This window comes from Albidovulum denitrificans (assembly GCF_002973535.1).
In the GTDB taxonomy this organism is placed as follows: Bacteria; Pseudomonadota; Alphaproteobacteria; order Rhodobacterales; family Rhodobacteraceae; genus Albidovulum; species Albidovulum denitrificans.
The window spans coordinates 161,403-184,232 of the sequence record NZ_PVEP01000006.1 but is presented as its reverse complement, the minus strand read 5'-3'; the positions used below and the strand labels follow the sequence as shown (position 1 = coordinate 184,232).

The 22,830-nt window shown below is 65.3% G+C and carries 25 protein-coding genes; 15 read left to right on the top strand and 10 right to left on the bottom strand.

The genetic code is table 11. From position 1 onward, the window contains the following. Positions 1–103: 103 nt before the first annotated feature. The gene (locus tag LX70_RS14460; protein ID WP_105515489.1) at positions 104–826 is read left to right on the top strand and encodes a helix-turn-helix domain-containing protein; all 723 of its coding nucleotides are present in this window, start codon (positions 104–106) and stop codon (positions 824–826) included. Positions 827–835: 9 nt separating this feature from the next. Here LX70_RS14460 and LX70_RS14455 read toward each other — a convergent pair whose 3' ends face one another. The 7 genes from LX70_RS14455 to LX70_RS14425 all read right to left on the bottom strand — a co-directional run bounded on the left by LX70_RS14455 (position 836) and on the right by LX70_RS14425 (position 8,392). After that, complete coding sequence (locus tag LX70_RS14455; RefSeq protein WP_105515488.1) at positions 836–1,081, bottom strand: MoaD/ThiS family protein; 246 nt, start codon at positions 1,079–1,081, stop codon at positions 836–838. A gap of 6 nt (positions 1,082–1,087) precedes the next feature. Beyond that, positions 1,088–3,334 carry a xanthine dehydrogenase family protein molybdopterin-binding subunit gene (locus tag LX70_RS14450; RefSeq protein ID WP_105515487.1) on the bottom strand — a complete coding sequence of 749 codons (2,247 nt, stop codon included), beginning with the start codon at positions 3,332–3,334 and terminating at the stop codon, positions 1,088–1,090. Next, positions 3,334–3,813, bottom strand: a complete 480-nt coding sequence (locus LX70_RS14445) for a (2Fe-2S)-binding protein (protein ID WP_211301727.1) — start codon at positions 3,811–3,813, stop codon at positions 3,334–3,336. Before LX70_RS14445 ends, LX70_RS14450 begins: the two co-directional genes overlap by 1 nt. Continuing rightward, positions 3,813–4,676: an FAD binding domain-containing protein gene (locus LX70_RS14440; RefSeq protein ID WP_105515485.1), complete on the bottom strand. Its 864-nt coding sequence runs from the start codon at positions 4,674–4,676 to the stop codon at positions 3,813–3,815. Before LX70_RS14440 ends, LX70_RS14445 begins: the two co-directional genes overlap by 1 nt. A 256-nt stretch (positions 4,677–4,932) precedes the next feature. Next, the gene (locus tag LX70_RS14435) at positions 4,933–5,349 is read right to left on the bottom strand and encodes a diol dehydratase small subunit (RefSeq protein WP_105515484.1); all 417 of its coding nucleotides are present in this window, start codon (positions 5,347–5,349) and stop codon (positions 4,933–4,935) included. Continuing rightward, on the bottom strand, positions 5,346–7,610 hold the full coding sequence (locus tag LX70_RS14430) for a propanediol/glycerol family dehydratase large subunit (protein ID WP_105515483.1): 2,265 nt from the start codon (positions 7,608–7,610) through the stop codon (positions 5,346–5,348). The genes LX70_RS14435 and LX70_RS14430 overlap by 4 nt, the downstream gene beginning before the upstream one ends. A 23-nt stretch (positions 7,611–7,633) precedes the next feature. Further along, a complete protein-coding gene (locus LX70_RS14425) occupies positions 7,634–8,392 on the bottom strand; it encodes a DeoR/GlpR family DNA-binding transcription regulator (RefSeq protein ID WP_105515482.1) in 759 nt (252 codons plus the stop codon). A 145-nt stretch (positions 8,393–8,537) separates the two neighbouring features. On the opposite strand from LX70_RS14425, the gene LX70_RS14420 reads away from it, so the two are divergent. The 14 genes from LX70_RS14420 to LX70_RS14355 all read left to right on the top strand — a co-directional run bounded on the left by LX70_RS14420 (position 8,538) and on the right by LX70_RS14355 (position 20,129). Next, complete coding sequence (locus LX70_RS14420; protein ID WP_105515481.1) at positions 8,538–9,818, top strand: class-III pyridoxal-phosphate-dependent aminotransferase; 1,281 nt, start codon at positions 8,538–8,540, stop codon at positions 9,816–9,818. Beyond that, positions 9,815–11,347, top strand: coding sequence for an aldehyde dehydrogenase family protein (locus LX70_RS14415; RefSeq protein WP_105515480.1), 1,533 nt, complete (start codon positions 9,815–9,817; stop codon positions 11,345–11,347). Before LX70_RS14420 ends, LX70_RS14415 begins: the two co-directional genes overlap by 4 nt. Next, positions 11,344–11,955: a BMC domain-containing protein gene (locus tag LX70_RS14410; RefSeq protein ID WP_105515479.1), complete on the top strand. Its 612-nt coding sequence runs from the start codon at positions 11,344–11,346 to the stop codon at positions 11,953–11,955. Before LX70_RS14415 ends, LX70_RS14410 begins: the two co-directional genes overlap by 4 nt. Continuing rightward, positions 11,955–12,389 (top strand): hypothetical protein, encoded by a 435-nt coding sequence (locus tag LX70_RS14405; protein WP_105515478.1) that lies wholly within the window; start codon positions 11,955–11,957, stop codon positions 12,387–12,389. The genes LX70_RS14410 and LX70_RS14405 overlap by 1 nt, the downstream gene beginning before the upstream one ends. Continuing rightward, positions 12,386–12,646 (top strand): EutN/CcmL family microcompartment protein, encoded by a 261-nt coding sequence (locus LX70_RS14400; RefSeq protein ID WP_105515477.1) that lies wholly within the window; start codon positions 12,386–12,388, stop codon positions 12,644–12,646. The genes LX70_RS14405 and LX70_RS14400 overlap by 4 nt, the downstream gene beginning before the upstream one ends. A gap of 11 nt (positions 12,647–12,657) precedes the next feature. After that, a complete protein-coding gene (locus LX70_RS14395; protein WP_105515568.1) occupies positions 12,658–12,942 on the top strand; it encodes a BMC domain-containing protein in 285 nt (94 codons plus the stop codon). 34 nt (positions 12,943–12,976) lie between these two features. Then, positions 12,977–13,606, top strand: a complete 630-nt coding sequence (locus LX70_RS14390) for a microcompartment protein (RefSeq protein WP_105515476.1) — start codon at positions 12,977–12,979, stop codon at positions 13,604–13,606. Between the two features lie 54 nt (positions 13,607–13,660). Continuing rightward, complete coding sequence (locus LX70_RS14385) at positions 13,661–14,803, top strand: ABC transporter substrate-binding protein (protein ID WP_105515475.1); 1,143 nt, start codon at positions 13,661–13,663, stop codon at positions 14,801–14,803. Positions 14,804–14,876: 73 nt separating this feature from the next. After that, positions 14,877–15,947, top strand: a complete 1,071-nt coding sequence (locus LX70_RS14380; RefSeq protein WP_105515474.1) for an ABC transporter ATP-binding protein — start codon at positions 14,877–14,879, stop codon at positions 15,945–15,947. Then, positions 15,944–16,798 (top strand): ABC transporter permease, encoded by an 855-nt coding sequence (locus LX70_RS14375; RefSeq protein WP_105515473.1) that lies wholly within the window; start codon positions 15,944–15,946, stop codon positions 16,796–16,798. Before LX70_RS14380 ends, LX70_RS14375 begins: the two co-directional genes overlap by 4 nt. Beyond that, positions 16,798–17,610: an ABC transporter permease gene (locus LX70_RS14370; protein WP_105515472.1), complete on the top strand. Its 813-nt coding sequence runs from the start codon at positions 16,798–16,800 to the stop codon at positions 17,608–17,610. The genes LX70_RS14375 and LX70_RS14370 overlap by 1 nt, the downstream gene beginning before the upstream one ends. A 32-nt stretch (positions 17,611–17,642) precedes the next feature. Beyond that, positions 17,643–18,413 carry a 3-oxoacyl-ACP reductase FabG gene (gene fabG / locus LX70_RS14365; RefSeq protein WP_105515471.1) on the top strand — a complete coding sequence of 257 codons (771 nt, stop codon included), beginning with the start codon at positions 17,643–17,645 and terminating at the stop codon, positions 18,411–18,413. An 11-nt stretch (positions 18,414–18,424) separates the two neighbouring features. Then, complete coding sequence (locus LX70_RS14360; RefSeq protein WP_211301726.1) at positions 18,425–19,438, top strand: phosphotransferase enzyme family protein; 1,014 nt, start codon at positions 18,425–18,427, stop codon at positions 19,436–19,438. 10 nt (positions 19,439–19,448) lie between these two features. Next, positions 19,449–20,129 carry a cysteine hydrolase family protein gene (locus LX70_RS14355; RefSeq protein ID WP_105515470.1) on the top strand — a complete coding sequence of 227 codons (681 nt, stop codon included), beginning with the start codon at positions 19,449–19,451 and terminating at the stop codon, positions 20,127–20,129. A 9-nt stretch (positions 20,130–20,138) separates the two neighbouring features. Here the strand turns inward: LX70_RS14355 and LX70_RS14350 are convergent, their stop codons facing one another. From LX70_RS14350 to LX70_RS14340, 3 genes are read right to left on the bottom strand one after another with little or no spacing between them, the layout of a single operon-like run. Beyond that, positions 20,139–21,167, bottom strand: a complete 1,029-nt coding sequence (locus LX70_RS14350) for an ABC transporter ATP-binding protein (protein ID WP_105515469.1) — start codon at positions 21,165–21,167, stop codon at positions 20,139–20,141. Continuing rightward, the gene (locus LX70_RS14345; protein ID WP_105515468.1) at positions 21,167–21,952 is read right to left on the bottom strand and encodes an ABC transporter permease; all 786 of its coding nucleotides are present in this window, start codon (positions 21,950–21,952) and stop codon (positions 21,167–21,169) included. Before LX70_RS14345 ends, LX70_RS14350 begins: the two co-directional genes overlap by 1 nt. Beyond that, positions 21,949–22,812: an ABC transporter permease gene (locus tag LX70_RS14340; RefSeq protein ID WP_105515467.1), complete on the bottom strand. Its 864-nt coding sequence runs from the start codon at positions 22,810–22,812 to the stop codon at positions 21,949–21,951. The genes LX70_RS14345 and LX70_RS14340 overlap by 4 nt, the downstream gene beginning before the upstream one ends. Positions 22,813–22,830 lie beyond the last annotated feature (18 nt).

The following is a 22,830-nucleotide window of genomic DNA, read 5'->3' as shown; positions in this document are numbered from 1 at the left end:
ACAGAAATTCGTCATGCGCGACACCGGAACTTGTCAAGGCCGGCCGCCGCAAATCCGAAACCTCTTCTTGACATTTATCAATTTTTAGATGGACTCTCCGCCCATGCGAACCGCACTCCGATCAGAGCGACCCGACTCTCATTTCGAGGACATTCGAGGCCTGCACCTCTTCTCCGAAATGTCGGAAGAGAGCTTTCTGACGTTGATGCGCGGCTCCTACGTCCAGAACTTCCCGCCGCAGGTCGAGCTTGTGACGGAGGGGGAGCAAAGCGACTTCCTGCATGTCCTCGTCGACGGGTCGGTAGAGATGCTGTCCTCCTGGAACGGGCGCGAGACGGTGATGGCCACGGTGCGGCCGATCTCCACCTTCATCCTGGCGGCAACGATCCGCGACGCGCCCTACCTGATGTCGGCGCAGACCCTGGAAAAAAGCCGGATCGTCCTGATTCCGAGCGAGGATGTGAGGGATGTCTTTGAGGAAGACGTGAACTTCGCCCGCTCCATCATCGCGGAGCTGGCGCAGTGTTATCGGTCGGTGGTCAAGAATATAAAGGACCTGAAGCTTCGCACCTCTCTTGAACGGCTGGCGAACTATCTGCTGCGGGAGCAGCACCGCCAGAAGGCCGGGGACAGCTTCGACCTGCCGATCGACAAGCGCCGCCTTGCCTCACGGCTTGGCATGACGCCGGAAAACCTCAGCCGGGCGTTCAAGAACCTGCAAGGTTACGGGGTCGAGGTGCGCGGCGGACGGATCACCATCACCGACCCGGCCGAGCTTGAGCGGTTCGCCAAGCCCGATCCGCTGATCGACGACAAATCGGCCTGACCGTCCGGGTTAACCGCCCTTCAACTGCTGCATCAGGTAGACCTCGCTGTCCGGCCTGACGGGGGCGCTGCGGTTCTTCGCAATCACCTCCCCGTCCACGGCGACAGAGATCCCCGCGTCGATGAAAGGCTTCAGGTCTGGATGCGCCGCGATGAGCGCATCCAGAACCTCACCGATGGTTGTGCCTTCAACCTCGACCGTGGCGATGCCATCGGTAAAGCGTGTCAGGCCGGACCAGAGGTTGACCTCGACCATCCGTGATCAGCCCCTGGCCTTGATGGCGGCCAGGACCTTGGGCGGCGACATCGGCAGTTCGCGCAGCCGCACGCCGGTGGCGGCTGCAACGGCGCTGGCGATGGCGGGCAAGGGCGGCGTGATGCCGGTCTCGCCCACGCCGCGCACGCCGTAGGGGTGGCCGGGGTTCGGCACCTCGACGATGACCGTGTCGATCATCGGCAGGTCCGAGGCGACGGGAATGCGGTAGTCGAGGAAGACGGTGTTCTGCAACCGCCCGTCCTTGCCATAGATGTAGCTTTCGTTCAGCGCCCAGCCGATCCCCTGCGCGGCGCCGCCCTGATACTGGCCCTCGACATAGGCCGGGTGGATCGCGCGGCCCGCATCCTGCACCACCAGATAGCGCAGGATCGTGGTCCGCCCGGTTTCGGGGTCGACCTCCACATCGACGACATGGGTGCCAAAGCTGGCGCCGACACCGCCCATCGTGATCTCATGGTGGCCAGAGATCGGGCCGCCCGTCGATCCCATCTTGCCCGCGATCTCACGCAGGCTCATCGGCGGGAACTTTCCGGCGTTGGGTCCTGCGGGTTGCGCCGCGCCATCGGCCCATTCCACGGCCTCGGCGTCGATGCCCCAGTCGGCGGCGGCGCGCTTGCACAGTTCCCGGATCGCCTGACCGGCGGCCTCATACATCGCCTTGCCGTTCGAATGCGTGGCGCGGCTGCCATGGGTCGGTTCATTGACGCCAAGCGCGCCGGTTTCGACCACGTTCACCCGCACATCGTCATAGTCGATGCCGAAGGTTTCCGCCGTCATCAGCGCGATGGAGGCGCGGCTGCCGCCGATGTCCGGTGTGCCGACAGAGACCTGCACGGTCCCGTCCTCACCGATGGCGACAGAGACGGAGGTCTCCCCGCCATGGTTGAACCAGAAGCCCGAGGCGACGCCGCGGCCCTGATTGGGGCCAAGCGGGGCGGCGTAGTTGGGATGCGCCTTGGCGGCCTCCAGCGTCTCTACCAGGCCGATCTGGTTGAACTTCGGACCATAGCTCGACTTGGTGCCTTCCTTCGCGCCGTTGGTCAGGCGCACGTCGATCGGGTCAAGGCCCAGTTCGCGCGACATCTCATCGACAAGGCTTTCGACCGCGAAGGCCGCCATGGGCGAGCCGGGCGCGCGGTAGGCGGCCGCTTTCGGGCGGTTCGCCAGCACCTCATAGGCTTCGTGATGCACGTTCGGCATGTCATAGCAGGCAAAGGCGCAAGGCAGCGCCTCGCCGATCGGGGACATGCCGGGGAAGGCCCCGCCTTGCATGCGGAAGCTGACCGTGCCTGCGGTGATGCGACCGTCCTTCTTCATGCCGATCTTGACGTCCATGGAGGCCGAGGCGGTCGGCCCGGTGGCGCGCAGCACCTCGGACCGGCTCATCACCAGCTTTACCGGACGCCCCCCGGCCTTGCGGCTGAGGGCAAGCGCCAGCGGCTCCATGAAGATCGTCGTCTTGCCGCCAAAGCCGCCGCCGATCTCGGACGGGGTGACGCGCAGCTGCGATGCCTCGGTGCCAAGCACGGCCGCGCACATGCGGCGGACATACCACTGGCCCTGGGTGCAGACCCACATCTCACCCTTGCCGTCGGCGCCCATCTGGCCGACGCAGGCATGGGGCTCGATATAGCCCTGATGGGTGGCTTCGGTCTTGTAGGTTTCCTCCCGCACCAGATCGGCCTCGGCAAAGCCCGCCGCGACATCGCCATGGCCGAACTCGATATAGCGCGTCACGTTGCCGGGGGCGCCTTTCGGCACGGAATGGTCGGCCAGGCCGGGACGGATCACCGGCGCGTCGGCGCGGAAAGCGTCATCGACGTCGATCACATGGGGCAGGACCTCATACTCCACCTCGATCAGCTTCGCGGCGTCCTTCGCCAGAAGCGCCGAGGTCGCCGCGACGGCCGCGACCGCGTGGCCGTCATAAAGCGCCACGTCGCCCGCAAGCGTGTTGTCCTGAAGGTTCAGATCCTCACCCGAGAGGCCCGTGGGCAGGTCGGCGCGCGTCACCACCGCCTTGACGCCATCCAGCGCCAGCGCCTTCGAGGCGTCGATCTTCTTGATCCGCGCATGGGCGTGGGGGCTGCGCACCACGGCGGCATGAAGCATGTTGGGCAGGCTGAAATCCGCGCCATAGCGCGCCCGGCCCGTCACCTTATCCAGACCGTCCGGCCGGTCGGGCCGGGTGCCGATCCACTTGAAGCTGGTCTTCAGTTCATCCTTCGGCATCACGCGGCTCCTCTCATTTCGGCGGCGGCATCCTGTACCGCGCGGACGATCTTGTCATAGCCGGTGCAACGGCAGAGGTTGCCGGCCAGCCAATAGCGGATCTCGGTCTCGGTCGGGTCGGGGTTGCGTTCCAGCAGGTTCTTCGCCGCGACAAGGATGCCCGGCGTGCAGAAGCCGCATTGCAGCGCGGCATGTTCGATGAACTTGCGCTGAAGCGGATGCAGGTCGCCGTCCTGCGCCATGCCCTCGACCGTCTCGATGGTCTTGCCCTGCGCCTCGACCCCGAGGACGAGGCAGGAACAGACAAGCGTCCCATCGAGCGACACCGAGCAGGCCCCGCAATCGCCGGTGCCGCAGCCTTCCTTGGCGCCGGTCAGGTCAAGCTTGTCGCGCAGGCAATCCAGAAGGCTTTCGCGCGGGTCGGCGAGGAATTCCACGTCGTCGCCATTGACCTTCGTCGTCACATGAATCTTGCTCATCACTTGGCTCCTTTGGCGCGGTCATAGGCGATCTTCGCGGCCCGACGGGCCAGCACCCCGGCCACGTCGGTGCGGAATGCGACCGTCCCGCGCTTGTCGTCGATGGGTTTGCAGGCGGCCGATGCCGCTTGGGCGAGCTTTTCCAGCGCCGCGTCGTCCAGCGTGGTGCCGATGATGGCCTTCGCGGCCTCCGGCACCACGATTACGGTGGGGGCAACCGCGCCCAGAACCACACGCGCCTCGGCGATCTTGTCGCCGTCAAGGCGCAGGTTCACGGCGCAGCCGACGACCGCGATATCCATCTCCGTCCTCGGAATGAACCGCAGATAGGCGTCGCCGCCGTTCTTGCCGCGCGGCGGAAGCGTGACGCCGGAAATCACCTCGCCCTTCTTCAGCGCGGTCTTGCCCGGCCCTGCCGGGATCTCCCCGACCGGAACCTCACGGCTGCCCGACGGGCCGGTGACCGTCACCGTCGCCCCGGCGGCAACCAGCCCCGGCACGCTGTCGGCGGCGGGGGAGCCGTTGCAGAGGTTCCCGACCAGCGTCGCGCGGCCCTGAACCTGGGTGGAGCCGACAAGCTCCATCCCCTCGACCACGCCGGGCCAGTCCGCGACCAGCGCGGCGTTCGCCCCAAGCTCGGCCCCCGAAACCGCCACGCCGATCTGCCAGCCGCCATCCTTCGTGCGCGCCATCGTCTTCACGCCGTCGATCTTCTTCAGGTCGATCAGGTCGTCCGGGGTCACCATGCCCGCGCGCAACTGCACAAGAACATCCGTGCCGCCAGCCAGAAACCGCGTCACGCCGGACGCCTCCGCCGCCAACGCCGCGGCGGCCTCGAATGTTGCCGGTGTGTGATAGCGCATGTCGCATCTCCCCTATCGTCCGTCCCCGGTGGCGACGCGGCAATCCGATTGCCCGTCCCCGGCCGGGGTCTGTGCATGAAACTGTCTACGCCGCCCGCAGGGCCGTTGCCGCGCGTTGCGATCTTTCAGGCGTGACCTTGTCATTCCCCGCCGGGGGATTCCAGCGCCTTTTTTAGCGACATCGCGGATTGCGTCAGGCAGAGCAATCCTTCGCCTGCCACTTTGTCAAGGCGGCTGCCGGTCGGGGCGGGCGCCGTCAGAACCGCTGGCGATAGAGATTGCGCCGGTCATATTGCACCGCCGCCTGACGGATGAAGGCGGCCAGCCGGGGGGCGGCGAACTCGCTCTCCAGCCTCTCCGCCACCTCGGCCAGCGCCGCACCGGACCCGGCGCGGCCGGGGCGCAGCAGTTCGTAGATGCGCATGATCTCCGCCTCGGGCAGGCGCGTCATTTCGGCCGCCCGTTCGAAATTCTCCGCCAACGCCCCCCGCCCCGCCGCGCGGGCGACCCCGGCCTGCCGGGCGAGGGTTTCGGGCGTGATGCGGATATCCTCGACCCCAAGCGCGCCTTGCGCGACCGCATCCATGGTCAGCGCATCAAGCGTCTTGCCGCGCGGGCCGGTCACGCTTTCCGGCGAAGTTTCAGCAAGCGGATAGTCCTTTGGCCGGGTCATGTCTTCTGATCCACAAATTCGATCCGCACCTCTTCGGGAGAGGCGCCATTTTCGGTCATGGCGGTTTCGATGGCATAGGTCAGCGCGACGCGGGCATGGAAGCGCGCGCCAAGCGCCTCGCCATTCGTCGGCACGACGACGGGTTCGGGAAAGCCGCCCGCCGCATAGGTCGCGGCGTTGAACCCCATCCCTTCGTAATGATCGAGCGTCGTGATCGGGGCGTTCGAAAACAGCTCAAGGTTATTGTGCGGCAGGCGGTCCTTCTGATGGATCACTGCCGTCCCCTTCGCTTGCAGCCCGATGCCGATGCCCGACCCCGACAACCGCGCCGCGCTGAGGCCAAGGAAAGAGGTATCGGCGGTATGGCGCAACCGGACGACGCGCATCCGCCCGCCGCCGCGCGCGACCCCCGCGCCGATCGCCCGCACAACGGCGCTCAGCCGATGCCCGGCGAGCGTTCGGAAGATCCGTGTGCCAAAGCCGGGGCTGAGGCCGACGACCACCTCCCCCGGATCGGTCCCCGCCCTGGCAGGACCCATGTCGTTGTAGCGAACCGCGCGGGCCTCGCCCTCCTCCGCGGCGGCCTCGGCGCGCAGCACCTCCTCGCGCGTCAGGACGTCGCGGATCGCGGCCAGTTCCTTGCGCCGCGCTTCGGTCAGGCGATAGCCGGTACCGGGGCCGGTATAGTCATTGGGATCGTTCACCGCGCTGACGACCCGCCCGTCGCGCACCACGGCGGAGGTCTGAAGATAGTCGCCCGAAACGCGCAGCTTGACGAGGAACAGCAGGTTCTCCGCCTCCGCCCGGAACCCGCCGCGATCGAGGGACCGGATCACGTCAAGGATGGTCAGCCCCCTGCCCTTGATCCTGTCGCTGATGACAGCGACCTCACCGGGCGAAAAGCTCTGCGTGTCCCGCGACCCCGACGCGACGGCGACCGAGCGCTTCATCTCCTCCGTCGTCTCGGCAAGGCCAAGGTCCTTCATCACATGGGCCAGCGCGTCGATGGCGCGGCGGCGGATATCCAGCGCGGCGGCATCCTCGATGGAGGTCAGCCCGCCATCGGCCTCGAAATCGCGCTGAAGGACCAGATATTCCTCAAGCTCCTCGCCGTTGAACGAGGACGGGTTGAAGGAGTTGTCGTATTTCAGGATGCTGCCAAAGCCGGAACAGATCAGGTCGGAGCCGCCGATCAGGTAGGGCAGGATCTTCGCCCCGACGCGCATGTCGGATTCCGAATGCCGCGCATCGTTGCCCGAGGCGCATTCGAGGTCGAGCCAGACGGCGATCAGGTTCTCTGCCATGATCTCCCGCACCCCGCCCGGCATGGAGGAGGCAAGCGGCGCGCCGTCGATGCCGCCGTTCTGCGTCCCCTGCGCGCCCATGCCACGCTGAAGGCAGAGGCAGCGCGCCTCAAGATAAAGCAGCGACTTGGCCTCATGAAAGCCCATCAGAAGTTCGGAGGCCGCGCCCGAGGTGCAGCGCATCTTGATCCCGCGCGAGGCATAGGCGGCCGCCAGCCAGGCCTTCGACCAGGGCGTGTCGTCGCCGTCGACAAAGGCGCTTTCGGTGCCGTAGACCGACACGGTTTCGGCGTAAGAGGTGAAGCCGGCCATGCCGATCTCAAGCTCCTCCGCCTCTTCGCTGGAACATTGGAACAGCGTACCGGGCTTGCCCACGGCGGCGCCGACACAGCAGGCCAGTGCGTTTGACCATGAATTGCGCGCGACGCGCATCGTCGTCTCGATCTCATCAAATCCCAGCGCGACGGCGACGGCGGCATCGGCGGCAAGTTGCAAGGGATCATCCTTGGCGTTGGTCACATGCGCCTGATTGCCGGGGGTGCGGCGCGCGCGCATCTTGGAATAGGCAAAGGCGATTTCCATCGCGTTCAGCCCCGCCACCACCTCGGCCAGTTTCGCCGGGGTCAGCCCGCGCGCCAGCCGCGTCAGGTCGGTGCGCGGCACGTTGATGTCGACCAGCATCCGCGCAAGGTCGGTCGAGGGGATCGCCATCGCCTCTTCCGCGATGGCGGGGTCGATGTGATGGGCGGCGATGAAGGCGTCGATCATGTCGAAATCGGCCGCTGCGACACCGTCCATGGCGGTGACGACACCATCGGCAAGGCCCAGGCCGGGCGCCGGGTCCGCCTTGCCCGCGAAGGCGGAAAAGCCGTTCTCCGGGTCCTCGGCCGCGAACTTGTCCAGCCGCAGGGCGCGCGCGTCCCAGTCGTCGAACCGCTTCCACCGATTGCTGTCCATTTCGGCCCCCCTGCCCTGCCCGGTCAGCCCCAGATGACCTCGGCCCCGCGTTGCCGGATCGCACTGGCGATCCGTGGCGGCGGGGCGGCATCGGTGACAAGCGTCACGTTGCGGTCCCAGTCAACAATCTGCTGAAGCGAGCGGTTCCCGAATTTCGAACTGTCGGCAACGATCAGTACCTCATCGGCGTGGCTGGTCATCGCGGAATAGACCTGCGCCGCATGGGGCAGCGCCTCGCTCGCGCCGTCCTCGTCGATGCCAGAGGCGCCCATGACGGTGATCGGGGCGTGAAACTGATGGATGAACTTCAGGGTCTCGGCGCCGTGGACCAGACCCTCTTTCGGTTCCACGAAGCCGGGCAGCGCCATGACCTGAATCAGCGGGTTCATCGACAATTCGGTGGCGATGCTGAAGGCGGCGGTCAGCACGGTCAGCGGACGCTCGATCGTGCGCAGGGCGCGGGCGAAATGCAACGCGGTCGCGCCCCCGCTGATGAAAAGACTGTGCGCCTCGCCGATCCGCGCCACGGCCAGTTGCGCGATCCTCTCGCGCGCCTCGATATGCAGCTTGGAGCGTTCGGACAGCGCCGGTTCGAACGCCTTGGTGCGTACCGCGCCGCCATAGGTCCGCCTGATCCGGCCGGTTTCGTCAAGCTCGGCCAGATCGCGGCGGATCGTCTCGGCCGAGACGCCAAGCCGTTCGGACAGCGCGCTGACGCGGATCGAGGGATTGACCTCAAGCGCGCTCAATATCTGGTCGTGGCGGATCGACTTTTTCGACATGCGCGGTCCCGTGGCGGATTCTTCCAGAGCCTACTCTATGGGCAGGCGGACAAAAATCCCAACATAAAATGACCGAAGTCGGGCAAAATATGTTGCAAGACAAAACTCTGATGCTAGGCTTTCTGTGGCAGGACGGGAGAATCAGGTGTTCAACTACGGATACTTCGCTTTTGACTCGAAGGAGGACCTCCTCGCGAAGGCGGCGGAGTACTGGAACCCCGGCAAGGTCAGCTTCTGGAAGGATGCCGGCACGCCCATGGTGATCGACCGTCGCGAGGGCTATTTCCTTTACGACATGTCGGGCAAGCGGCTGATCGACCTGCACCTGAACGGCGGGACCTACAATTTCGGCCACCGTCACCCCGAACTGGTCGAGGTGCTGAAATCCGGGCTCGACTATTTCGACATGGGCAACCACTGGTTTCCTTCCGTCGCGCGGGCGGCCTTTGCCGAAAAGCTGGTCAAGACCGCGCCGCACATGAAATACGCGATCTTCGGGTCGGGCGGGGCCGAGGCGGTGGAAATCGCCCTGAAAACGGCGCGTTACGCCACCAAGCGGCGCAAGATCGTGTCGATCATCAAGGGCTATCACGGCCATTCCGGCCTGTCGGTCGCCACCGGGGATGAACGGTTTTCCAAGATCTTCCTCGCCGATCGGCCCGACGAATTCATCCAGGTCCCCTTCAACGACGAAGGCGCGCTGGAAGAGGTGCTGCGCAACGGCGACGTCGCCGCCTTTATCGTCGAGACCATCCCCGCGACCTACGGTTTCCCGATGCCGCGCGACGGCTATCTGAAAGCCTGTCAGGACCTCTGCCACAAATACGGCACCAAGTTCATCTCCGATGAGGTGCAGACCGGCCTGATGCGGACCGGCATCATGTGGGGCTGGCAAGGATACGGCCTGAAACCCGACATCTTCGTCTGCGGCAAGGGCCTTGGCGGTGGCATCTATCCGATCAGCGCCTGCATGGTCGATGAGGACTGCGGCGGCTGGCTGATCGAGGATGGGGCGGCCCATATCTCCACCTCCGGCGGGTCAGAGCTTGGCTGCGTCGTCGGCCACCACGTCATCGAGATGCTGCAACGGCCCGAGGTCATATCGAACGTGCATTTCGTGGCAGAGTTCTTCGCACGCGGCATGGCCGAGATGATGAAGCGCCACAGCGACATCTTCGTGGGCGTGCGGCAGCGGGGCGTGGTGCTGGGGCTGGAATTCGACCACCCCGAAGGCGCGGTTGCGGTGTCGCGGGCGCTTTATGAAAACGGGGTCTGGGCGATCTTTTCGTCGCTCGACAAGCGGGTGTTGCAGTTCAAGCCGGGCGTGGTTCTGGACGTCGATCTCTGCCAGGAGATTCTGGACCGCTTCGATTCAGCCATGCCCCGTGCAAGGCAACTTCTCAAATCCGGCAGGCGGGCAGCATGAGCGAACACATGACATTCGATGCGCCCCGCCTTTCGGTACCGGACCGCGCGCTGTCCAGCGCCCGGATGAAGGTCGGCCGCGCGGCCTGGGCGGCGCGGTACTACCGCAGCTTCAGCCGCGATGCGGTGCTGGCGATTGCCGAGGCGGTCGCGCGGGCGGGGTATGAGAAGGCGGGCCATTTCGCCGACCTCGCCGTGGCCGAAACCGGCTTTGGCGTCGTCGAACACAAGAAGATCAAGAACGAGCTTTGCACCCACACGCTTCTCGATCACTACCGCGACCTTGATCTGGTCACCCCGCGCATCGACGCCGAACGCAAGATCGTCGAACTGCCGAAACCGGCGGGCGTGGTCTTTGCGCTGGCCCCCGCGACGAACCCGGTTGCGACGGTCTATTACAAGGCGATGCTGGCGATCCTGAGCCGCAATGCCATCGTCATCAGCCCCCACCCCGTCGCGAAATCCGTCTCTGTCGCCGCCGCGCGCCATCTGGCCGAGGCCGCCGAGGCGGCAGGCGCGCCCTCGGGCCTGATCCAGTGTGTCGAGGAGCCGTCGATCCCGCTGGTGCAGGACATCATGGCGTCCGACCGGATCAACGTCATCATCGCCACGGGTGGCACCGCGATGGTGCGGGCGGCCTATTCCTCGGGCAACCCGGCGCTTGGCGTTGGGCCGGGCAATGCGGTGGCCTATGTTGATCCGTCCGCCGGGGTCGATGCCGCCGCGCGGTGCCTTGTGGACAGCAAGAGCTTCGACAATTCCATCCTTTGCACCAATGAAAGCGTGGTCCTGACGCTGGACAGCAATCGCGGCAACATGGAACGCGCGCTGCGCAGCGCGGGCGCCCATGTCTGCAATGAGGCCGACACCGACCGGCTGCGCGAATACCTTTTCGGCAAGGGCAGCCTGAACCTTGCCGCCATCGGCAAAAGCGCCACCTGGATCGCGGAACGCGCGGGTATCCGGGTCAGCCCCTCGGCCCGTATCCTTGTCCCCGTGGTGGCGACGCCGGGGCAGGACGATCTGCTGTTCCGCGAAAAGCTCTGCCCGGTGCTGACGCTGACCTCGGCGGTCGATTTCCAGCAGGCGCTGACCTTCGCCAAGCACACGGCGCGGCGGGGCGCCGGGCATTCGGCGGCCTTCCATGGCGACGATACCGCGCGGCTGGTCCGCTTCTCGCAGGAAATGCCGGTCTATCGCGTGGTCGTCAACGCACCCTGTTCGCAGGGCGCGGCGGGTTTCGCGACCTATCTGCCGCCCTCCTTCACCATCGGCACCGGCTTTGCCGGGCGGTCGTCGGTGGGCGAGAATGTGGGGCCGCAGCATCTGGTGCAATGGACCCGCATCGCCTATGGCAAGGATGTACCGGCGGACCTTTCGGGCATCGACCTCAGCGCCGTTTCGACCGACCGCGCCACCGCGCGCGCGCCGGTGGCCGCGCCACCCCCGGAACGGGAGAGTTTCGACCGCGACGCGCTGCGGCAGCTGATCCTTGAAGAGTTGCGCAGCCTTCAGGGGGCCGGGAAATGACCGACCTCAGGGCCTCCATCTTCATCGACCAGCTTCAGCCGCAGACGCTGGCCTATATTTCCACCTGGATGCGCGGCACCCTGCCCCGCCTGCGCATGGCCGCGCAGATCGTCGAAATCGCACCCGGCCTGGATGTCGAGGCGCTGACGGACATTGTGCTGAAAAGCGCCGATGTGCGGGCCGGGCTTCTGGTCGTCGAACGCCAGTTCGGCACCTTGCAGTTCCACTCCCGCTCCACCGCCGAGGTACAGGCGGGCGCGGCGGCGATCCTGGCCGCGCTGGACAAGACGGCGGATGACGTGGCGCCGCCGAAGATCCTCGCCTCCAAGCTCGTCACCAACGTCAGCGACCAGCACGCTTTCCTGATGAACCGCAACAAGCTGGGGTCGATGGTGCTGGGCGGCGACAGCATCTATCTTCTGGAATGCCAGTCGGCGGCCTATGCCATCCTCGCCTGCAACGAGGCGGAGAAGGAAGCCGATGTCAAACTGATCGACATGCGGATGATCGGCGCCAACGGGCGGCTTTACCTTGCCGGGACCGAGGCCGATGTCCGCAATGCCAGAAACGCGGCCGAAGGCGCGTTGCGCGATGCAGGGGCGTTGTGATGTCAGCCCTTCGGGACGAGATTCGCGCCATCCTGCGCGAGGAAATCGCTGCGCTTCGCGCCGATGCCGCGCCCGCCGCGCCGCAGACGGAGCGGGTCCGCATCGCAACGGGCGCCGATCTGAACCGTTTCGCGCAGGACCTTCTGCGGCGCGCATCCTCGCCCGACTTTGCTGCGCGGGTGATGGCGGGCGCGCATCGCTTCGATCTGGACGACGGGGCGCGGGGCGGGACGGCCTACAGCGCCCCGATTGTCACCGGCCCGGCCCGGACGCCGCCCGGCACGATCGACAAGGCGCTGATTACGGAACGCGACATCGCGGCCCTGGGTGGCGGGGTCCGCACCCTGCGGCTTGGCCCGCAAAACCGGCTGACGCCGCTGGCCCGGGACGAGGCGCGGCGCCGGGGTATCAGGATCGAAAGGGCGGATAGATGATTCAAGGACGCGTCATAGGCAAGATCTGGTCATCGCGCCGCGTCTCCTCCCTGCCCGCGGGCGCGCTGCTTGAGGTGGAGACGGAAAGCGGCGCAAGGCTGATCGCCTTCGACCCCCTCGGCTGCAACACGGGTGAGGCGGTCCTGATCACGCAAGGATCGGTGGCGGCCGCCTTCTTCACGGGCAAGACCGCGCCGGTCGATGCCCTGATCATCGGCTCCATCGACGAAGACAACACCAGCAAAAGCAAAGCATGAAGGAACATATCATGGCGAACCTGGCTATCGGAATGATTGAAACCAAGGGCTATGTGCCTGCCCTTTCGGCGGCGGACGCGATGGTCAAGGCCGCGAATGTCGAGATCGTGGCGCGCAACGAGGTGGGCGGCGGGCTTGTCTCCGTCGTCGTGCGCGGCGACGTGGGCGCGGTCAAGGCCGCGACCGAGGCGGGGGCGGAAGCCGCCAGCCAGGTCGGCGAGGTGACGGCGGTGCATGTGATCCCGCGCCCCCATGCCGATCTTGGCAAGCATTTCTCGGCCGCCGCCGCGAAGTGATGATCGTCCGCGCGCAGGAAAGGGTGACGAGGGCATGACCGAGCTTCGCGTCTATTTGCCGATCGAGGATCTGCAACCGCAGTTCGCGGCCTACCTGTCGTCGCCGTCGCGCGCGCGGGCCTATCCGCCGTTTCGCGGGCAGAACTCGTTGATCATCGAGGTGGCGCCCGCGCTCAGCATCCACCGGATCACCGATCTGGCGCTGAAGGCGGCGCCGGACATGGAGCCGGGCATCCTTTTCACCGAACGCCAGTTCGGGTTGCTTGAGCTTCATGCCGACGACATGGCCGACCTGACGGCAGCGGGTCAGGCGATCCTGAAGGGGATCGGTGCGAAGCCCACGGATCAGCTGGCCCCCAAGGTCCTTTACCACGACATCATCGAGGACCTGTCGGACCAGCATGCCATCATCCTGAACCGCTCGCGCGACGGGTCGATCCTGGTGCCGGGCGTGGCGCTGCTGATCTATGAGATGACGCCCGCCCTTTTCGCCTGCGTCGCGGCGAACGAGGCCGAAAAGGCCGCGCCGAACTGCACGCTGAACGATGTGCAGATGATGGGCGCGACGGGCCGTATCTTCATGTCCGGCACGCTGGCCGACATGAAGCTGGCCCGCGACCGCATCACCGAGGTTCTTGAAAATATCAAAGGCCGCCCCGCCTGAACGGGGCGCAAAAGAAGGGGGGAAACCCCGAACCAACCAACAGGAGATCAACCAATGACCAAAGGACTATCCAGACGGCAATTCGTTGGACGCACCGCAGCCCTTGCAGGGCTTGCCGCCGCCGGACCGCTTGGCCCCGCCTTCGCGGGTCGCACCGACGGGATGAACATTCTCTGCTGGGAAGGCTACAACTCCGACCAGGTGCTTGGCCCCTTCCGTTCTGCCCATCCCGGCGCAACGGTGCGCGCCGAAAGCGGCACCTCGGACCCCGACATGATCAACAAGCTTCGCGCGGGCGAAACCTCGGTCTGGGATCTCATCAACGTCAACCAGCCCTGGGCGCGCGACCAGCTGTACCCCGAGGGGCTGATCAAGCCGCTGAACAAAGACCGGTTCATGCCCTATTTCGAAAAGATGCTGCCGGAATTCGCCAGCCCCGCCTATCCGCTGGCCTTTGCCGATGACGGCAACCTGATCGGCATGCCGCAGCGCTATGGCCCGTTCAGCTTTGTCGTCAACACCGACGTCATCAGCCGCGAAACGGCCGAGGAGCAGGGCTGGAACCTCTTCCTTGACCCCGCGATGAAGGGCCGCTTCGGCGTTCTGACCTATGACAACTGGAACGTCATCCACATGTGCCTGACCGCCGGCCTCAACCCCTTCGCGCCGATCGAAGGGGGCGATGTCGACAAGTTCCGCGAGACGGCGAAGACGATCTTCGGCGGCGCGAAGCTTCTGACCGACGATCTGGTGGCGATGAACACCGCGCTTATCAATGGTGAGATCGACGCCTATTTCACCGGCGGCACCTACACCGCATCGCCCGCGCGGTACGATGGCGCGACGAATGTGCGCGCGATCACGCCGGCAAGCGGGCCGGTCGATGGCAAGGGCGGCTGCGTCTGGATCGAGCTGACCTCGGCCGTGAACAACCCGAACCCAAGCGATCTGGCCGAGGACTTCCTCGAATTCGTTCAGGCGCCCGAGATTGCCAAGGCGGTGGCCTTTACCGAAGGGACCTATAACCCGGTCGCCCAGATGGGCAATCCCGAGGTCATGGCCCAGTTCGACGAGGAAGAGCTGGACGCGATCCAGATGGACAGCCTTGAGGAAGAGATGGCACGCTCTCTCGATTACGATGTCGTCACCTCCTACGACACGCTGATCGAGATCTACACGCAAGAACGCCGGTCGTGATACCGGCGGCTCCGGGGCGGCGCGGGCTGCCCCGGAGGTGCCTGAAATTGAAAGAATTCAACAGGGTTGGGGCATGGACTCTTCGGGACTTCTGCGCCTGCGCGGCGTCGTCAAGCGGTTTGGAACCTTCACGGCGCTGAAGGGCATCGACCTCGACATTGCCGAGGGCGAGTTCTTCACGATCGTGGGGCCGTCGGGCAGCGGCAAGTCGACGATGATCCGTCTTCTCGTCGGGATGGATGAGGTGAGCGAGGGCGAGATCTGGCTGCGTGACAAGCGGATCGACCAGACCCCCGCGAACCTGCGCCCGACCTGCATGGTGTTTCAGTCGCTGGCGCTGTTCCCGCATATGACGGTCGGGCAGAACATCGAGTTCCCGATGAAGATCCGCAAGGAGGCGCCGGCCAAACGGCGCGCGCGGGCGGAGGAATTGCTGGACCTTCTGCGCCTGCCGCAAAGCTATTACGACAAGCGTATCTCCCAATGTTCGGGCGGTGAGAGGCAGCGCGTGGCGCTGGCCCGCGCGCTGGCTTTCGACCCGGAGATCCTGTTTTTCGACGAGCCGCTTTCCGCGCTCGACTACCGGCTGCGCAAGACGCTTGAGAAAGAGCTGAAGGACCTGCACGCCCGGACCGGCAAGACCTTTGTCTACATCACCCATTCGCTGGAAGAGGCGATGGTCATGTCCGACCGGATCGCCATCATGAAGGACGGGCAGTTCGAACAGATCGCCGTCGCCGACCAGATCTACAGCGCCCCGGTCAGCCGCTTCGTGGCCGAATTCATGGGCGAGGTGAACCTGTTCCCGCTGCATGCCGGGGCGGATGGAAAGATCGCCAGCCCGACGCTGTCGGTTCGGCCGGGGGTGGAACTGGCGGACCTGACACCGGGGCATGAGGGCCTGTTGATGGTGCGCCCGGAATACCTGCGCCTTGCCGATGGCGGTGGCTTCGATTTCACCCTCAGCGGTGTGGTCCATGGCGAATATGCGCTCGGCTCCCGCATCCAGTATGAGATCGAGACCGAAAACGGCATGGTGACGGTCGAAAAGCTGCGCGAGGACCGGCTGAGCGCGGCCGAGGGGCAGACCGTCACGCTGGGCTTCAACGCCGCGAACACGCATTTCATCGGGGATGCGGCATGAACCGGCTCGACGGGAAACTGGGGCTTTTGTCGGCGCTGCCGCTGGCGCTGGTCCTGCTGCTGTCGTTTCTGGCGCCGCTTGTGGTCGTGGCGCTTTTCTCGATCATGCCGCCCAAGGTCTTTTCGCTGGCGAACATGCCGGATTTCTCGGCCTATTCGCTGTTCTTCTCGCAAGGCTACTACAAGTCGCTGCTGTGGTCGCTGGGCATGGCCTTGTCCGCGACCGCGATCCTTGTCGTGATCTGCTGGCCGCTGGCCTATGCGATGGCGAAGGTCTTTGGCCGCTTCAGCCTGATCCTGACCGTCGCCGTGGTGATGAGCCTTTTTGTCTCGGAAAACATCCGCCTGTTCGGCTGGGTGCTGACCTTGATGAAGGGCGGGCTGATCGAAGGCCATCTGCGCGCCTGGACCGGGATGGGCTTCGAAAGCCCGCTTTATTCCGTGCCGATCATCGTCTTCGGCCTTGTCTATGTCTACCTGCCCTTCATGCTTTTCCCGCTGGCGCAGGGCATTTCCATGGTCCCCGACGACACCCGGCAGGCCGCCTATGACCTTGGCGCCTCGCGCTGGCAGGTGCTTTGGCAGATCGAGGTGCCGCTGGCCGCGCCGGGGATCGTGGTCGGCTCGCTCCTGACCTTCGTGCTGGCCGCGGGGGCATTGGCGGAATCGAAGATCCTTGGCGGGCAGGCCGTGATCGCCATTGCCGACGATGTCGAGACGGCCTTTACCTTCGGGCAGAACTGGCCGCTTGGCTCTGCCCTGTCGATGATCCTGATCGTCATCATCGGGGGGCTTGCGCTGTTCGGGGTCTCCAAGGTCGATCTGGACGCGATCATGGGAAGGAAACGCTGATGACCACCAGCCGCTCGACCCGGATCGTGCTTTACGTCTACGGCATCCTTGTCATCGCGTTCCTTTACCTGCCGCTGATCTCTGTCGGCTTCGCCTCCGTCTCGCAGGCGCGGTATCTGAGCTTTCCGATCAAGCGCTATTCGACCAAGTGGTATGGCGAGGCGCTGGCCAGCAGCACGGTCAGCGATCTTCTGACGACATCGCTTTCGGTCGCGGTGCTGGTCACGCTGATTTCGGTCGTCGTGGCCTTCTTCGGCGCGCTGGCTTTCGCGCGCTATCACTGGCGGTTCCGCACCACGTTCCAGAAGCTGATCCTCTTGCCGATCTTCTTTCCGCAGACGGTTCTGGGCCTTGCGCTGCTGATGTGGTTCAACTCGCTTGGCATCATCCCAAGCTGGAAGACGGCGGTCGTTGCCCATCTGGTCTGGATCGCGCCCATCGCGACGCTGATCGTCGCCATCCGCGCCTACAGCTTCGACCCGGCGCTGGAAGAGGCCGCGCGCGACATGGGCGCCGGCACCTTCACCATCCTGCGCGAGGTCACGCTGCCCCTGCTGATGCCGGGGCTGGTCTCGGCCGGGCTTTTCGCCTTCCTCCTCAGCTGGGGGAACTTCCCGCTGTCGCTGTTCACCACCGGCGCGGATTCCACCCTGCCCGAATGGCTTTATGCCAAGATGGTGTCGGGCTATTCGCCTTTGGTGCCGACGCTGGGCGTCATGTCGGTGGTTGGATCCTTTGTCCTGATCCTTGCCGCCTTCGCTGTGGCCTGGCTGGTGCGGGCCAACCGGGACGCAAAGGTCGCGCAGGACTGAAAACAACGAGAAACTCACAGGGAGATCGCATCATGCTTACGTCACTGAAAGGCAAAAGCGTCATCGTCACAGGCGGGTCCAAGGGGATCGGCCGCGGCATCGCCACCGTCTTTGCGCGCCAAGGGGCGAAGGTCACCATCGCCGCACGGAATGAGGACGACCTGAAGAAGGCGGCGGGCGAGATCGCGGGCGACGTGCGCTATGAGGTCTGTGATGTATCCGACTGGGCTTCGGTCAAGGGCATGGTGGACAGCACCGCCGCCGCGCAGGGGGGCCTGCATGTCATGTGCGCCAATGCGGGCGCCTTCCCGCAAACGAAGATCGTCGATATGGACCCCGGCGAATGGGACCGGGTGATGGCCACGAACCTTCGGTCCGCCTTCCTCTCGGTCAAGGCGGCGATCCCGCATTTCCAGAAGGCGGGCAAGGGGCGCGTCGTCCTGACCTCCTCCATCACCGGGCCGATCACCGGCTTTCCGGGCTGGTCGCATTACGGTGCGTCGAAGGCCGGGCAGCTTGGATTCCTGAAGACCGCCGCGATGGAACTGGCGCGCTATAACACTACCATCAACGCGGTCATGCCGGGCAATATCTATACCGAAGGGCTTCAGGATCTGGGCGAGGATTACCTGGCCACGATGGCCGCCTCCATCCCCCTGAAGCGGCTGGGCGGGGTTGAGGATATCGGCAACGCGGCGCTGTTCTTCGCCTCGGATGAGGCGGGCTATATCACCGGCCAGCAGATCGTCGTCGATGGCGGTCAGATCATCCCGGAATCGCTGGAAGCCATCGCTGAGATCTGAAGGAGGGCGCGATGTCCGGTTCCGACATGCCGCTGGAAGAACTGCTGGGCCATCTGAACGATCTGGCCCAGTCGTCCCTGTCGCTTTGGGACGTGCCGGACGGCGCGACGGCGCGGCTGATCAACGTCTCCGAAAACGCGACCTATCTGGTCGAGGCGCCGGGCGGCTACCGTGCGGTCTTGCGCATTCACCGGGAGAATTACCACACCCACCGCGCGATCGAATGCGAGCTGGGATGGCTTGAGGCGCTGGACAGCGCGGGCGTGGTCATCACCCCCGGCGTCTATACCGGGCGGAACCGCGACCCGATCCAGCAGGCCCATGGCGACGGGCTGCCCGCGCCCCGCTACATGGTCCTGTTCCATTTCGTCGAAGGCAAAGCCCCCGATGAAAGCGGCGATATGACGGCGGGGTATGAGGAGCTTGGCGCGATTGCCGCGCGCTGCCACGAGCATGTCCTTGGCTGGAAGAAACCGGATGATTTTCAGCGCCTGACCTGGGACGAAAAGGCGGTCTTCGGCCCGACCCCGACCTGGGGCAACTGGCGCGACGCGCCCGAGGTGACGCCCGACATGGCCGGGGTGCTGGAGAAGGTGGAGCAGACGGTGCGCGACCGCCTTTCCGCCTTCGGCAAGGCGCCGGAGCGTTTCAACCTGATCCATGCCGACATGCGGCTGGCCAACCTTCTGATCGACGACAGGGGGACGCGGCTGATCGACTTCGACGATTGCGGCTGGGGCTGGTTCCTTTACGATTTCGCCGCCGCGATCAGCTTCATCGAGGACGATCCCCGTATTCCTTCGCTCAAGGCGGCCTGGGTGAAGGGCTATCGGTCGGTTCGCGATCTGAGCGCGGCGGAGGAGGTCGAGATCGACACCTTCGTCATGCTGCGGCGGATGGCGCTTCTGGCCTGGATCGGCAGCCATATCGAGGCGCCGGAACCACAGGCGCTGGCCCCCGGTTTCGCCGCCACGACGGCGCGGCTGGGCCAGGCCTATATGGAGCGTGTGCGCGCCATGGGATGAGGAGCAGGGGATGAGCGACTGGAAGAAAGCCTTTCGCAGTTTCTACTACGAGACGGCCGAGGACCCCGAGGACATCGCGCTGGAGCGCCGCCACACGGCGGTTCTGGTGATCGACATCCAGAACACCTACCTTGAACCCAAGGACGATCCCGAGGAGCAGCGCCGCTGGCAGCCCTTCTTCGACCGGATGAGCGGGACGGTGATCCCCAATTGCGCGCGGCTGATCGACTGGGCGCGGGCCGAAGGGATCGAGGTCATGTATGCCCGCATCGCCTGCCAGACCGAGGATGGCCGCGACCGCTCTCTCAGCCAGAAGAAGCCCGGCTTCAACTACCTGCTTCTGCCGAAAGACCGCACCGACAGCCAGATCGTCGACGCGCTGGCCCCGCGCGGGGATGAGATCGTGGTGACCAAGACCACCGACAGCGCCCTGACAGGCACCAACCTGCGGCTGATGCTGCGCAATATCGGGATCACCCATGTGATCGTGGCGGGCATCTTCACCGACCAATGCGTCAGTTCCACCGTCCGCTCGCTGGCTGATGAAAGCTTCGACGTCCTCGTCGTCCACGATGCCTGCGCGGCGGCGACCGATGCGCTGCATGAACGCGAGCTTGAGATCATCAACATGATCTATTGCCATGTCGTCGGTCTTGACGATCTGCCGGGCTTCCTGACCGGCGCGGGTTGAGCGCCCGCCTCAGCCGGACATCTGGATGGAGTGTTCGGGCCGCCAGCCGACCCAGACCGGCCCGCTTTCGGGCAGGTCGCGGAAATCGGCATCGCGGCCGAGGACCTTGATCACCTCCCCCCGCCAGTCGAGCAGGCAGGTGCCAAGCGCACCGCCAAAGATCTTCTGCCCCAGCCGCGCTTGCAGGCGGCAGGGCAGGTCCGGTTCGGCCACCGACAGGTGCAGGTTTTCGGGCCGCACGGCGACGGTGGGGGTCCGCACGCCCGGAACCAGCGTCCCGTCGGCCAGCCGCAGCCCGCCCGCCTCCACCGTGCCGGAAAAGATCCGCGCATCGCCAAGGAAGGTGGCGGTGAAGCTGTCCTGCGGGTCGTCATAGACCTCACGCGGGGGGCCGTGGCGGATCAGGCGGCCGTCTTTCAGGATGCCGATCCGGTCGGAAAGCGTCAGCGCCTCTTCCTGATCGTGGGTGACAAAGATCGTGGTGATGCCGATTTCCCGCTGGATGCGCTTCAGTTCGATCTGCATGTCCACCCGCAGCGCCTTGTCGAGCGCCGAAAGCGGTTCATCCAGCAGCAGCACGCGCGGCTGGGTGACGATGGCGCGGGCCATGGCGACCCGCTGACGCTGTCCGCCCGAAAGCTGATGCGGCTTGCGCGCACCGAAGGCCGCAAGCTGCACAAGCTCAAGCGCCTCGGCCACGCGGCGTTTCTTCTCCGCCTCGGTCACCTTGCGGACGGCCAGACCGAAGGCCACGTTTTCGGCCACCGTCATGTTCGGGAACAGCGCATAGTTCTGAAACACCATGCCGATGCCGCGCTTTTCGACCGGGACATTTTCCACCGGCTCATCGTCGATGAAAACCCTGCCGGTTTCCGGCAGGACAAACCCGGCGATGGCGCGCAGAAGCGTGGTCTTGCCGCTGCCCGACGGGCCGAGAAGGCCAAAGAAGCCGCCATCGGGAAACTCAAGCGTCACGTCGTCGAGCGCCCGCGCCGCGCCATAGGTCTTGACCAGATGTTCGACCCGGACCATCGCCATCAGCGTTCCCCTCCGAAATTCGAATAGCGTGCGGCAAGCAGCATGATGCCCATCGACACGGCGATGATGATGGTCGAGATCGCGTTGATCTCGGGCGTGAAGCCCTTGCGGATCGAGGTGTAGATCAGCACCGGCAGCGTGCTGTCGCCGGGTTCGGACAGGAAGTAGGACACGACGAACTGGTCGAAGCTGACGGCAAAGGCGAACAGCCCGCCCGCGATGATGCCGGGCAGGATCCACGGCACGGTGACGGCGCGGGTGATCTGCCAGGGCGAGGCGCCAAGGGAACGCGCGGCCTCTTCCAGCGTGCGGTCGAAACTCGTCAGCCGGGCCGAGACGACGACGATGACGTAGGGCAGCGCGAGGGCGACATGGCCAAGGATGACGGCGGGTGTCCCGCGCCCCAGACCGATGCCAAAGAAGAAGATCAGCATCGCGGTCCCGGTAATCAGCCACGGGATCGCAATGGGCGGGAAAAGCAGCACCTGCAACACCCGCTTGCCGGGGAAGTCATAGCGGAAAAGCGCGATGGAGGCCGCGGTGCCGAGGCTGGTGGCGATCGCCGTCACAATGACCGCGATCCAGACCGATCGCCAGGCGGCGGAAAGGATTTCCCGGTTCCCGGCAAGCTTGGCGTACCAGTCGGTCGTGAAGCTGAAGGGAAGCTGATAGAACTCTGACGCGTTGAAGGACATCGCCGCCATGACAAGGATCGGCGCGTACAGGAAGAACAGGATCAGGCCGACATAGGCACGGCCGAGATGGGCGAGGAAAGCGTTGCTCATGTCCGCGCCCTTTTCAGGATCGGGCTTGCGGCGGCAAGGATCGCCAACACCACCGCGAGCAGGATGAAGGAAAGCGCCGCCCCAAGGGGCCAGTTGAAGACGGCGACGAACTGATCCTCGATCACCGTGCCGTAATAGGTGCCAAGGCGTCCGCCAAGTAGGCGCGGCTCCATGAAGGACCCCACGACCGGGACGAAGATCAGCACCGCACCGGCGATGATGCCGGGGGCCGAAAGCGGCAGGATCAGCCGCCAGAGGATCGTCCGCCGTTTTGCCCCCAGCGACCGCGCCGCCTCGATCAGGCTGTCGTCGATGGCTTGCAGCGCGAGGTAGGAGGTCAGGATGACGTAAGGCAGGTAGGAATGGACGAGGCCGATCACGATGGCCGTCGGGCTGAACATCAGGTTCAGCTTTACGTCCCACGGCAGCACCGCGTTCACCGCCCGGTCCAGAACGCCATTGCCGCGCAGCACGATGGCCCATGAGAAGATGCGGACGAGCGAGTTCGACCAGAAGGGCAGGATCACCAGCAGAAAGAGCGCCTCACGCGACCGGCCCTTGACCACCTTGGCCAGCACCCAGGCGCAGGGAAAGCCGACGATCACCGACACGGCGGTCACGATCAGGCCAAGCTTGAGGGATTTCCACAGCAGCGTGGCATAGGTTGTCGTCTCGAAGAACGCCCGGTAGTTGTCCAGCGTGACGTGCCAGTCGCGGCCCCCGAAGGGGACGTCAGAGAGGAAGCTGAAGAAGGCCATCGCCGACAGCGGCAGGAAGACCGCCACCGTCAGCCACAGATAGGCGGGGGACAGAAGTGTCACGGCGCGCAGCCGGTCCTGACCTGCGATGGTCGTGGCCATCTGTCCCCCCCTTCCCTC